Genomic DNA, 12,386 nt, shown 5'->3' on the forward strand with positions numbered 1-12,386 from the left:
ATAATTTATTTTGGGTTTTTTCAACAAATATCTACATCACAAATGTATTGTGATTTTCACGTAATCATTTGTGGTAAAAAATATTCTTTTGTTTTATATTTGTGATTATCGCAAAAAAATGTACCAAGAAATCCTTATCAATACCATAAGAAAGAAAATAGACCAAAATAAATCTCTCATCGAGGAGCTTGCAGGCGTATTGGACATTAGCTATGATGCAGCCCACAGACGTATTTCGATGAAAAGTAAATTCTCAATTGAAGAAGGCGTGCAGCTAGCTAATCATTATAGTATTTCAATGGATAAGCTTTTCCAAGGAAGTGACAGCGTATTGGTCAAGAAAACAAAAGATGTCCGAAGTTTTGAAGATTTAAGCCGATATCTGGAAAGTTCGTTTAAATATTTAAACGTTCATGCCGCAGATAGGAATACTTCGTTATATTACTCGGCAAAAGACATTCCTTTGTTTTATACGGTAAAGACGGATTTATTATCGAAATTCAAACTCTATGTATGGCTTTATTTACTGAATCTCGAAGATATGAACATATCTTTTGATGCCTTTTGTACCAAAGCACCTATCATCGATCACAGTCAAAAATTAACGACGTTTTATGCCTCGGTACAGACAAACGAGATATGGAACGATACCACGATTAACAGTACATTACAGCAGATCATTTACTTCTTTCATTCCGGCTTGTTGTCTGCTGAACACGGTAGAACACTTTGTGAATGCCTTAAAGAATTGGTGTTTGGGCTAGAACAGAAATGTACGGACAAAAATGATCAATATCGTTTATATTATCATGATTTACTTATCTTGAACAACAACGTGCTGATTTCAGATCAACAAAAAAAATCCCTTTTCGTGCCATACACCATGTTGGGATATTATATAACCTATGACGAAAATACCTGTAAGACGGTGTATGATTTCTTTCAATATCAGTTGAAAAACTCCAAATTACTTAATACCGCTGGAACGAAAGATAGGAAAATGTTTTTCAATCGAGTCTATCAGAAAATCGATTTCTACAAAACCCAAATGACCGTCTTTCCAGATATGTTGTAGTTTCTTCTATAGCTTTTGTTATTTTTGGGACATTCTTATACCTTTGTGTCGCTCTTTTAAGAGTTAATAAAAATTGAATATGAGTTTAGTAATCGTCGGTACAGTGGCTTTTGATGCCATTGAAACACCTTTCGGAAAAGCCGATAAAATTGTGGGAGGCGCGGCTACATTTGCAGGTTTGGCCGCCTCCTATCTATATAATAAGGTAAAATTGGTTTCTGTAATCGGAGAAGACTTTGGAGATGATAATCTAAATATTCTCCAATCAAAAGGGATTGATGTAGAAGGTTTGGAGGTAGTGAAGGACGGAAAATCATTCTTTTGGTCAGGTAGATATCACAACGACATGAATAGTCGTGATACATTGGTTACGGAATTGAATGTGTTGGCAGATTTTAATCCGAAACTACCGGATTCTTATCAGGATTGTAAATACCTGTTGTTGGGTAATTTAACGCCTCAAGTACAGATGGCTACATTGGAGCGTTTACAGAATAAGCCGAAATTGATCGTCTTGGATACAATGAATTTTTGGATGGATGTCGCTTTAGAAGATTTGAAAGCCGTGTTGAAAGAAGTTGATGTTTTGACGATCAACGATGCCGAAGCACGTCAGCTTTCTGGCGAATATTCTTTGGTAAAAGCTGCCCAAATTATATTAGAAATGGGGCCTAAGTACTTAATTATTAAAAAAGGGGAACATGGAGCTTTGCTTTTCGGTGAAGGACAGATATTTTCTGCCCCGGCATTACCATTAGCCGAAGTATTTGATCCGACGGGGGCAGGTGATACATTTGCCGGCGGTTTTATTGGTTATTTAGCGAAAGTAAAGTCGATAAATTTTACCAATATGAAAAACGCAGTAATTTATGGGTCGGCGCTGGCTTCTTTCTGCGTGGAGAAATTCGGGACAGAACAATTACAAAGACTGACAATGGAGGATATTCGTCACCGAATTCAACAGTTTATCACATTGTCTCGATTTGAATTAACAGACGAAGTAAAGCTATAAAAATGACCGATTTAGGCATTTTTATAGCTTGGCTCATTAGCTAAATTTATAGGTACTTAACGTTTTTTTCATGACTTTACGAGCAACGTGGATACGTGTTTTTACCGTACCTATCGGTATATCGAGGTAATCCGATATCTCGTGGTATTTATAACCCTCAAAATACATCGTGAAAGGAACATAGTAATCCTCCGATAAGTTAGATAGCGCATGATTGATATCTTCCATGACGAATTTATTTTCGCCACCATTCTTTGTCGCAGAAACGACCAGGTTGGCACTGGTGATTTCTTCCTCTTTGGTAATAAAAGAATTTGTTTTGACAACTCTACGGTAGTTGTTGATGAACGTATTCTTCATGATGGTGTATAACCAGCCTTTTAAATTGGTGCCTTCTTTGAAATTCTTAAAATAAGTAACGGCTTTTAAAAGAGTATCTTGCACTAAATCGTTGGCATCATCCTGGTCCCTAGTGAAATTTCTTGCGTACGCTTTTAGTGATTCTGATTGTTGAATGACTAAAGTGTTGAATTCTAGTTTGTTCATATTAGACTGGATTAAAAAGTTTACACTATACTAAATTGAACACGTATTGCTCAATTAGCTATTTAACGTCGTATCCACTTGCATGAGCTACGGTTGCAGTGGTAAATATGCAAATGGCGTGCTAAACTTTTTGATTCTCGTTAAGTCTAAATGAATATTCGATTAAATATCAGGCTGATAAGGAGAGTCTATCGAAAATAACTCTTTATAAGCCAGTAGAATAAGGGGGTATCACTATTTTTAACAACTCTAACTCACAATTGTTGAAAACTTTTAGAGGATATTTACTTCCCTTTCTAGCATAATTCCAAATTTTTTATACACATCGTTCATTATTCTAGACGATGTTATATAAATATCTGAGCCGCTGGCATTGCCTAAATTCGTGATTACCAATGCTTGATTTTTCCAGATAGCTACGTTCCCGTCTATTTTTCCCTTCCATCCACATGCTTCTATAAGCCAACCTGCAGCTAGTTTGACATGATTTTCGTCAACAGTGTAGAAAATAATGTCCGGATACATTTTTTGCAATTCGTCAAATACCTTTGTTGGGATGATTGGGTTTTTAAAAAAACTACCCGCGTTACCGATAGTAGAAGGATCTGGAAGCTTTTCTACGCGAATATAGGAAACTACTTCAGCAATGTCTTTGATTGTGGGAGAGGATATCCCCCTTTTCTGTAGTTCTGTGTTGATAGCACCATATGACGTATTTATGCTATGGTGTAAATGTAGTTTGTACGTGACCGAAGTGATGATAAAACGTCCTTTGTATTTGGATTTGAAAATACTGTCGCGATACGTAAATATACAGTCCCTATTATGGAAAGTTGTAAATTTACCGACGATCGTATCAAAGGCCCGACAGGAATAGAATACATCCATGAGCTCAGTGCCATAGGCACCGATATTTTGGATAGGAGAGGCACCTACTGTACCCGGAATTAGGGCAAGGTTTTCCACCCCCCCAAAACCATGTTCCACACAGTACCAAACGAAATCATTCCAGATTTCACCCGCCTTAGCCGTAATATATATAAAATTACCATCAATAAAATGTGTAATTCCTTTATTGCCCATGCGTACAATCAGGCCGTCGTAATCCCGGGTGAAGAGTACATTACTACCGCTACCTAATACGAAAAATTTTGAAGAAAATTTTCTTTCTTTAAATAGGATAGGCAATTGGCTTTCGTCCACTATATTGATGAAATCTTGACAGAAAACCTCGATGCCAAATGTATTGTAAGTTTTTAATGAAATATGATTTTGGATGGTGTTTGTCATTATTTTCTGCAATGTCTTAACTTGACTAATTCTTTTAAAAGATCAAAAAAAGAACTAACTTTATAATATGGCTGTAAAGATAGTATAAAGCCGAGTATTTCCTCTATAAAAATAAGCCTTCAAAGGCAGAGGAGAGCAAAATAAATTTATTTTATATAACGCGCAATTAAAATTGCATATAAAAATGAATACATTTAGGTTTAAATAATAAAATAGCATGTCGAAGAATGTTGATGTAAAGAGAGCGAAAATACTTGATGTGGCGAAACGTCGTTTCGCGCATTTTGGAATGGCGAAGACGACGATGGCAGAAATAGCCAAAGATCTTTCTTTTTCGAAAGCTTTGTTGTATTATTATTTTCCTGACAAATACAGCTTATACACTGCCGTATTAGAACATGTTATCAATGAGATGATAAATAGGGTAGATGCATATATCTCAAAAGCTTCTCATGTGGAGGATATTCTTTTATACGCGGTGGAAAGCCGAATGGTAATTATGCGTGAAAATTATAATCTATTCGAATATTCTTCATCCCAATTTCTTCAAAACCCGGGTGAAATGGGAAAGAATATCGGTCCGTACTTCGAACTTATTCGGGATCAATATAGTCGTATCCTAAAAAAAGGCGTCGAAAACAAGGAAATCGAGGTAGACGATTTTAACGAGACAGCAGAACTGCTGCTTTTTTCCCTGATGGGTATGCGTGTAGGCATATTAAGTAAAGACTTGAACGATTGCCTGTTTCCTACCCCGGACGAGTTCGAACTTATTCTTACCAAACAGCAGAAAATGGTTAAGATTTTTCTTCGAGGTTTGCGCAGCAGCTAGACATCCGTTCCAAAATATGTTGTATAATAATATCCGCATGTACTCGGGAATTTTCGATAAACCAAAGGTGGGTATTAAGACCACCGCACACCACACCAGCTAAATAAAGTCCTGCTATATTTGTTTCCATAGTTTCCGGATTGTGTGTCGGAATCATAGGAGGTTCGGTGGGGACATCAATGCCGATTCTTCTTAAAAAGTCAAAATTGGGGCGGTAGCCAGTGAGTGCCAGTACAAAATCGTTTTCCAATTCAATCGGACCTTGCGGAGTGAATATCGTAACGTAGTCGTCTTTTATTTCTGTAAGTTGGCTTTGATAGTATACGTCAATTTCGCCCAAGGCAATTCTGTTTTCTATATCTGGTCGTACCCAATATTTTACGCGAGGACCTATTTCTGATCCGCGAATAACTAATGTCACTTTTGCTCCTTTTCTATAGGTTTCCAGTGCCGCATCTATAGAGGAGTTACTTGCGCCGACAACGATAACCCGTTGGTTCGCATAGTAATGGGGATCTTTATAATAATGTGTAACTTTTGGGAGGTGTTCGCCAGGAATATCCAGTAGCATGGGCACATCATAGAAACCGGTAGCGACCACTATCGATCGAGCCATATACTGTTTTTTATTTGTTATAACGATAAAAAGATCGGCCTCCTTTTTAATTTCGATCACCTCTTCAAAGAGCTGCGTGTTTAAATCAAATTTCTCATTAATACGACGGTAGTACTCTAGCGCTTCCGCTCTTTTTGGTTTAGGAAGAGTGGTTACAAAAGGCGTGTCTCCAATCTCAAGACGCTCGGAAGACGAGAAAAATGTCATATTAAGGGGGTAGTTGTATAATGAGTTCACCAGACAGCCCTTCTCTATGATAAGGTGGGATAAATTCGCTTTTTTTGCGGCAATACCACAAGTAATCCCTATCGGGCCAGCACCTATAATTAAAACGTCAATATGATTATCCATCTGCCAAACCTATTGTTTCCTTATTTTCGACTTCTGCCATGCGTGTGACAAGCTCCTGTGCAACTTTCTGTAAATCTCCTGAAATTTTACTTAAAAACTGTAATTGTTCGGTAATTAATTTGCCGTCCTCATCTTCATCTGTAACTATTTTCAGATTTGGAAAATCCTCATCCGCATCAAACTCCCGCTCGTCGTCAGGCGGAGCGAGTAGGGCCGCGGCCTTATGTAGGTTGGATAATGCTTTCTTTAATAGCCTCACATGTTCTCGACTATAAGAACTAATGTCTGCTTGGTGAACCTGCGTAAGTAGGTTTGCAGAATGCGAGGATAAGATATGATCGAGAATAACAAAACGGTTGACTTCTTTTGTGTATTTTTGACGCCATTTGGGTTCCGTTAACATTCTTTGAAAAGTGGATCCCATGTTGGCAGATGCAATATATACTTCCTTTCGGGAGAGCTTGTATGCAGTAACAGTTAACTGTTCGCCTGCGAGTATACGTATCGCTTGAGCCAGATAGTTATAGTTGGCAATAAGTAAATTACGCATGTTGTCTCTAAATTGAAAGCTTTCCCAATTAGGGAAAATAACATAACTCGACGCAAATGCGATCAACCCGCCGAGAAAAGTATCAATAACCCGCTCGGTTACCATTTCCAAAGTATCTAGACCATGGAAGCTAAGCATAATTAATATATAGGGCGTAATGAACATGACGGCTACAATATAATTTATCCGAAATAAACTATAGCCGGTGAGGAAAAAGAAGATTAGGAATATAAAACGTGTGGTGACATCGTCGATTGTGAAAATAACCACTGCCCCAAGAATACCCCCAATTAATGTGCCTATCAACCGTTGGACATTACGCTCCTGTGTAGAGCCAAAACCCGGTTTAAGAATAACCATAATTGTTAGCAGTGTCCAATAAATTCCATTGGGGCTGAAATTTATAAGGTTGAGGGTGAGATATGTCCCCGAGAGCACAATGGCCATGCGCAGTGCATGGCGAAAAGCCGATGACTGCAAGCTACGATTACTTTTAAATTTCTTCCAGTCAATCTGGTCACGTGTGATGAATTGAGATGCCGAATCTATTTCTTCTTTGGGGATATTGGGCCCTACATTGGTTGAGTTATAGCTGTAAATATTCTCCAGGTATTTAATGATACTTCTAATATTAATAATGACCTTTTTGAGAGGGATGGTATTGATACCTTTTCGATCAAGCTTTTCTACCGATTCCCGCAAACTATTCATGTCATCTTCGAAAGCATAAGTAGGTTTGGGTAACTTATTTGCATTGATGGCATAAGCAATATTATCTAACTCATTTGTCACTTTTAATATGGTATGCTTAAAAGGCGTGAGTACACCGTATTGACCATAGGTAGATTTAATAGCGTTGTAATCGTATTGGGTAGTTAGACTTTGTTCAAAAAGGTCAACAATATCGGAAAAAACCAATGTAAGGTAGCGCCCGATCTTCGTTGTATCCTTGATGGATCGTTTACTTTGGAAAAGGGTATCTCTAACCGATTCCTGATGCTTATTGACTTCTACTTGTTTTTCAATTAATTTAAGATAATTGGTGTCTATGTCAACATTTGGATCGTAGAAATTGGCCTTCAACCGGATATAGTCTGCGACATAACGCATAGATTCGGAAAGCTCCTGTTGGGCGATGCGATAAGGTCTAACTTTTAATGTCCACATACTGATTACCATGTACCACAACCCACCAACAATAACGAATAAGAGAGGAAGCCAGACATTCCCGCCAGTGACGGCATGTTGTACATTAAACAGCATCAAAAGAGTACACATTGTCCCGACCGTAGCAGCGCGGGCGTTGAAAACTGCAAACATAGCAAAAAAGAAACTCAGCGCGGCTATGGCGATTGTAGTTAAGCTGATAGAAAAGTTGATCGTGATGATGATTAGGTAAGTTATAATACCTAATCCGATGGTTGATAACATTCCTAATCGACGATGAGAGGGGGCTCCAGGTGTATCAGAAAGTCCGATTAAGAGCGCACCAAAAGAAACTAACGTACCCTCGTTCACATACCCTAAATACATGCATACGAGCAAGGGAATGATGCATCCTAACGTGATCATCAGTCCTTCTGCGAAATATTGGCTGTAGAAAAAATGGCTAATTTCTTTCGTTCGTTCCATAGAAAACAATGTGTGGATAAAGATACTAAAAAATCACCCAGAAGACTTTGTACTTTTGGTAATGAAAATCATAATTTAATATTTTAATCATATCGAATAGTTGCTTTTGTTGTGAAAAGTGCATAATTTAGTCCGATTCGAATTTAGCAATTTCGAAATCTGTGGCATTCCTTAATATTAAACATCAAACCGAGATGTAAATTATGTTGCCAGATAGGGCAATTATTATTTACAGGGAGTTTTCTTCAGCCATTGAAACAAAAAAATATATAGATGAAATTAAGTCAAAAAAAATCTGTTTTTCACAATGAAGTTTTAACGCGCTTTGAACTGTATAAAAGCCTTTTTTTAACGCTGCCATTCCAAAGTGTCAAGCATACTGGTACGATTCTTCCTTTTTTTTCCACGCATTGTGAGAAAGGAGTGGAAGCAAAATTAACACCGGAAGATATTATCGAGAGTTTCTTTGGTCAATATGAGCAATATGTACAAGAAGAGGATCGAATTGATTTTCTCTTCCGGATTGTACAATATATTGAACGTCAAGTAGTGCTTTTTGACGCAGTCGAAGATTCTGCTTTTCAGTCAGTAGGCAAGGCAGACGACTCTGGGATTCTGCAATCCTTGTTTCGTAGTGCGCAGAATAATGCGGATCTTAAACAAAGGATTTTAGAAAAATTACATAATTTTTCTGTCAGACTTGTATTGACAGCACATCCTACGCAGTTTTATCCGGGTCCTGTGCTTGCTATCATCACAGATCTAATAGATGCGTTAAAGAGAAATGACGTACACAATATCCAATTACTGCTACAGCAATTGGGAAAAACTCCATTTATTAATAAAGAGAAACCTACACCGGTTGATGAAGCCGCTAGTTTAGCTTGGTTTTTGGAAAACGTATTTTATAAAGTGGCATCTGAAATCCAATCGGATATCGATGATGGGCTAGAGGTACCAACTGACGATGTGAAACAACTTATCGAATTAGGCTTTTGGCCGGGAGGCGACAGGGATGGCAATCCGAATGTAACCGTCGAGAGCACGAAGAAAGTGGCAAATATGCTGCGGACAATATTATTTCGCTGCTATTACCGTGATTTTCGACTGTTGAGGCGTCGAATAACTTTCCGCGGAACGCAGAAATATTTGGATGTTCTCCAAGATTTATTCTATGAGAATAGTTTTAATCCAGTGGAAAACCCGACGAATGACACCAGAAAGATATTAGAAAACCTCAATGCAGTGAAGGAGGTGCTAAATACTATGCATGAGGGACTTTTTGTGGAGCTGGTGGAAGACTTAATTCGTAAAGTCTCTACTTTTGGATGTTATTTTACCACGTTGGATATTCGGCAGGATAGTAGCGTATTACGAAATGCATTTAATTATCTGGTAGAACGTTACCCTGAGACTGGACTTGATTTGGAAAAAATCAGAGTGTCTGAAGCTGATAAAGAAAAAGAAATCACATTTACGGAGCTAAGTTTGGATGTAGAGAAAGATGCGGATGCGCTGGTCGTGGATACATTACAGGTTGTTAGATTAATTAAAGACATTCAAAAGTCGGGTAGCGAGCGCGCCGCGCAGCGTTTTATTATCAGTAATTGTCAACAAGCATCGGATATCTTAGGCTTGATGCAATTATTTTTATGGTCGGGATGGAAAAAAGATACGCTAACCATTGATTTTGTACCTTTATTCGAAACTGTTGACGATCTTTCTCGTGCCGCCGATGTGATGCGAAGCCTATATGGTAATAAAGCATATGCGGAACATATCGAACGTCGTGGAAACAAACAGACTATCATGCTCGGTTTTTCTGACAGCACGAAAGATGGAGGTTATTTAATGGCAAATTGGTCTATATATCGAGCAAAAATTGAGTTGACAGCTATTGCTCGTGAGTATGATGTGGATTTGGTGTTTTTTGATGGAAGGGGAGGGCCTCCCGCGCGAGGAGGTGGGAAAACCCAACGTTTTTATGCGTCTATGGGGAAAGAAATTGCAAATGAACATATCCAATTGACCATTCAGGGGCAAACCATTAGTAGCCAGTATGGCTCCTTAGAAACAGCTAAATACAATATCGAACAACTTTTGCAGGCTGGGATTATCTCGGAACTTCAGCAGAACGATGGCGATACGTTGACAAAGAAGCAGAAAGACGTGATTGACCAGATGGCACACGCCAGTCATGATAAATTTATGTCGCTTCGTAGACATCCATTATTTTTAAAATATTTAGAGACTTTGAGTCCGTTGAAGCAGCTAGCGGAAGTTAATATCAGTAGCCGTCCGGTAAAACGAAATTCTGGTAGAGAGTTGCGTTTGGAAGATTTACGGGCTATCAGTTTCGTGACATCCTGGAGCCAATTGAAGCAGAATATTCCCGGTTTCTATGGAGTGGGCACTGCTTTGCAGTGGGCGGAAGAAAACAATCTATGGTCTTACGTCAAAAATCTGTATGAAAGTTCAGGTATGTTTAAAACCATAATGGACAATTGTATGATGTCGATGACAAAATCGAATTTCGATGTTACGGCATATATGGAATACGATGAAACTTTTGGTGATTTTTGGAGCATGCTCCGTGATGAATTTGAGTTAACAAAAAAATATCTACTTAAGTTAAGTAATACTTCTGTATTAATGGAGGATTATCCGATAGAAAGGGCGTCCGTTTTGGCAAGAGAAAAGATCGTGTTACCCTTACTGACGATTCAACACTATGCTATTCGCAATATGTTACACAGAGAGCTTTCGGCTGAACAGGAGGCTGTGTATAGAAAGCTTATTGCTCGAACAATTTATGGCGTGGTGAATGCTGGACGAAATGTTGCATAACGAGGATGCGTTATTTATTTTAAATTGGAAAGTCGATAATTTTTATATTTTTGTAGCATAAATAGAAGAGAAATGAAATTAAATACTTTATTTGTTGTTGGTGTATGTGCTACCACATTGTTTATGTCTTGTGGATCAGAGACCGCGCAAGAAAAGCAGTTGCGTTTAACACATACTACATTGATTGATGGCGATACCTATCAATTTTTTCAGCTCGTAGGTGCGAAAGTAATTTATGAAAAGGATTATGCTTCTTATGTGGCAGGAGTAGCAAATTCATCCCAAGCAAAGCAGCTTGCCGAAAAGAGCAAGGAAGTATATGGTTCATTGATACCAGGACTGGACAGCTTAGCGATCACTAAACAAGTTGACTTTCCTATTAAAGGGGCTGAGAAATTTGTTGCGACGAACAATGTTGATACGGTAGCACTGCAAACTTCTATATCTTATGCTGATGATAGATACATCGATCATGTACAACATGAGGCTGCTGTTGTAAAAGACCAGCTTCAGCGAATGACGCGTAATACAGATAAGGACGTACGGACATTTGCGGAAGCAAACTTGGCAAAAGTAACCGAATTGTTTACGCTGGCAGGAGGTAAGGAAGACGCAAGTGCCCACCACTAGAATATCATTTATAAATGCGGGAAAGGAATGTAAGGAATTACATTCCTTTTTTTATGAAAGATCGTTTCGATTTGCAAATATCTTGTGTGTTATGTATATTCGATTATCTAAAAACTTTTATAAAATAACTAACCATCATGAGACTTTTTTTTCTAAAGCGTATTTTATTGTTTTTTTTGCAGAGGTGGAATTGGCTAAAAGTGGCCTTCTATAGCATCTATTTTTTATTTCTTCAGATAAGCAATAACGGAGCTTTATCTTTTATCGATTTTGTCGTTATTACGTTTGTTTTTTTCGTTGCAATAGGAGTGATAGAGTTGTGTCAATATGCCCTGGGACTTTTATTTTCAGAAAGACGTTATATCAAAGCGAGCTTGGTACTCGGCGGAAGCTATATGATGTTGGCCGCGCTAGGCTATTATGTCATACACGGAAATGAAAATCATATGTCAACATTTATGTGGAATACCGAAGTAGAAGCTTCCTGGAGCGCCTTTTTAGGAGGGTTTAATCGCTTTTATTGGACCTTCTTTAAATATGGTATTATTCTGTTTCTGTTCAAGCAAATGCTACACTCGATAAGATCAAGAAAGGTTCCCAGAGATGATATGAATAGCGGAAAATATACTGATTTGGCTCAGGAGAACAGGACGTTGACATTGAAATCAGGCATCACAACCTATATGGTGAATATCTTTCGTATCGTATATTTAGAGGTGAAGGATGAAATTACAACCGTATATCTCATAGACGGTCCACCATTGGAGGTCAAAATGTCGTTGACTAAATTTTTTAAACAGTTACCTAAAAATCGATTTGTAAGGATACATGACAGTTGGGTGGTTGCTTTACCATATATCGCGCGAGAGACAAAAGGCTATATTTATATGAATCATTATAATGATAAGCCTTTAAAACTAGGGAAACCTGAACGCTTTTCCGAATATAAAAAATGGAAGGATAGTAATAAAATAAGTTGAAATAAAAAAAGGTTTTCAAACGGGG

General features: G+C 38.0%; 10 protein-coding genes. 6 read left to right on the plus strand and 4 right to left on the minus strand.

Translation table 11 applies throughout. From position 1 onward, the window contains the following. Positions 1 to 118 precede the first annotated feature (118 nt). Together H8B17_RS12610 and H8B17_RS12615 are read left to right on the plus strand one after the other, a co-directional pair. A complete protein-coding gene (locus H8B17_RS12610; RefSeq protein WP_190309585.1) occupies positions 119 to 1,075 on the plus strand; it encodes a hypothetical protein in 957 nt (318 codons plus the stop codon). A gap of 79 nt (positions 1,076 to 1,154) precedes the next feature. Further along, a complete protein-coding gene (locus H8B17_RS12615; RefSeq protein WP_190309586.1) occupies positions 1,155 to 2,087 on the plus strand; it encodes a PfkB family carbohydrate kinase in 933 nt (310 codons plus the stop codon). 36 nt (positions 2,088 to 2,123) lie between these two features. Here H8B17_RS12615 and H8B17_RS12620 read toward each other — a convergent pair whose 3' ends face one another. Both H8B17_RS12620 and murB read right to left on the minus strand, forming a co-directional pair. Further along, positions 2,124 to 2,633: an RNA polymerase sigma factor gene (locus H8B17_RS12620; RefSeq protein WP_190309587.1), complete on the minus strand. Its 510-nt coding sequence runs from the start codon at positions 2,631 to 2,633 to the stop codon at positions 2,124 to 2,126. A gap of 273 nt (positions 2,634 to 2,906) precedes the next feature. Then, positions 2,907 to 3,923 carry a UDP-N-acetylmuramate dehydrogenase gene (murB, locus tag H8B17_RS12625; RefSeq protein ID WP_190309588.1) on the minus strand — a complete coding sequence of 339 codons (1,017 nt, stop codon included), beginning with the start codon at positions 3,921 to 3,923 and terminating at the stop codon, positions 2,907 to 2,909. Positions 3,924 to 4,140: 217 nt separating this feature from the next. Here murB and H8B17_RS12630 point away from each other — a divergent pair, with 217 nt between their 5' ends. Beyond that, on the plus strand, positions 4,141 to 4,755 hold the full coding sequence (locus H8B17_RS12630; RefSeq protein WP_190309589.1) for a TetR/AcrR family transcriptional regulator: 615 nt from the start codon (positions 4,141 to 4,143) through the stop codon (positions 4,753 to 4,755). On the opposite strand, the gene H8B17_RS12635 is transcribed toward H8B17_RS12630, so the two are convergent. Beyond that, positions 4,721 to 5,722 carry a YpdA family putative bacillithiol disulfide reductase gene (locus H8B17_RS12635; RefSeq protein ID WP_190309590.1) on the minus strand — a complete coding sequence of 334 codons (1,002 nt, stop codon included), beginning with the start codon at positions 5,720 to 5,722 and terminating at the stop codon, positions 4,721 to 4,723. The genes H8B17_RS12630 and H8B17_RS12635 overlap by 35 nt on opposite strands. Beyond that, on the minus strand, positions 5,715 to 7,904 hold the full coding sequence (locus tag H8B17_RS12640; RefSeq protein ID WP_190309591.1) for an FUSC family protein: 2,190 nt from the start codon (positions 7,902 to 7,904) through the stop codon (positions 5,715 to 5,717). The genes H8B17_RS12635 and H8B17_RS12640 overlap by 8 nt, the downstream gene beginning before the upstream one ends. Before the next feature lie 273 nt (positions 7,905 to 8,177). On the opposite strand from H8B17_RS12640, the gene H8B17_RS12645 reads away from it, so the two are divergent. The 3 genes from H8B17_RS12645 to H8B17_RS12655 all read left to right on the plus strand — a co-directional run bounded on the left by H8B17_RS12645 (position 8,178) and on the right by H8B17_RS12655 (position 12,361). Beyond that, entirely contained in the window at positions 8,178 to 10,751 is a 2,574-nt protein-coding gene (locus H8B17_RS12645) for a phosphoenolpyruvate carboxylase (RefSeq protein WP_190309592.1), read from the plus strand. A gap of 72 nt (positions 10,752 to 10,823) precedes the next feature. Next, positions 10,824 to 11,381 carry a hypothetical protein gene (locus tag H8B17_RS12650; protein WP_190309593.1) on the plus strand — a complete coding sequence of 186 codons (558 nt, stop codon included), beginning with the start codon at positions 10,824 to 10,826 and terminating at the stop codon, positions 11,379 to 11,381. A 137-nt stretch (positions 11,382 to 11,518) separates the two neighbouring features. Then, on the plus strand, positions 11,519 to 12,361 hold the full coding sequence (locus H8B17_RS12655; protein WP_190309594.1) for a LytTR family transcriptional regulator DNA-binding domain-containing protein: 843 nt from the start codon (positions 11,519 to 11,521) through the stop codon (positions 12,359 to 12,361). Positions 12,362 to 12,386: the final 25 nt, after the last annotated feature.

It is taken from the genome of Sphingobacterium arenae (assembly GCF_014692505.1).
In the GTDB taxonomy this organism is placed as follows: Bacteria; Bacteroidota; Bacteroidia; order Sphingobacteriales; family Sphingobacteriaceae; genus Sphingobacterium; species Sphingobacterium arenae.

Bases quoted from the DNA above. Each gene is read 5' to 3' on its own strand.
- H8B17_RS12650 (WP_190309593.1), top strand. From the start codon at position 10,824: ATGAAATTAAATACTTTATTTGTTGTTGGTGTATGTGCTACCACATTG.
- H8B17_RS12610 (WP_190309585.1), top strand. From the start codon at position 119: ATGTACCAAGAAATCCTTATCAATACCATAAGAAAGAAAATAGACCAA.
- H8B17_RS12655 (WP_190309594.1), top strand. From the start codon at position 11,519: ATGAGACTTTTTTTTCTAAAGCGTATTTTATTGTTTTTTTTGCAGAGG.
- H8B17_RS12635 (WP_190309590.1), bottom strand. From the start codon at position 5,722: ATGGATAATCATATTGACGTTTTAATTATAGGTGCTGGCCCGATAGGG.
- H8B17_RS12645 (WP_190309592.1), top strand. From the start codon at position 8,178: ATGAAATTAAGTCAAAAAAAATCTGTTTTTCACAATGAAGTTTTAACG.
- H8B17_RS12630 (WP_190309589.1), top strand. From the start codon at position 4,141: ATGTCGAAGAATGTTGATGTAAAGAGAGCGAAAATACTTGATGTGGCG.
- H8B17_RS12615 (WP_190309586.1), top strand. From the start codon at position 1,155: ATGAGTTTAGTAATCGTCGGTACAGTGGCTTTTGATGCCATTGAAACA.
- murB (WP_190309588.1), bottom strand. From the start codon at position 3,923: ATGACAAACACCATCCAAAATCATATTTCATTAAAAACTTACAATACA.
- H8B17_RS12620 (WP_190309587.1), bottom strand. From the start codon at position 2,633: ATGAACAAACTAGAATTCAACACTTTAGTCATTCAACAATCAGAATCA.
- H8B17_RS12640 (WP_190309591.1), bottom strand. From the start codon at position 7,904: ATGGAACGAACGAAAGAAATTAGCCATTTTTTCTACAGCCAATATTTC.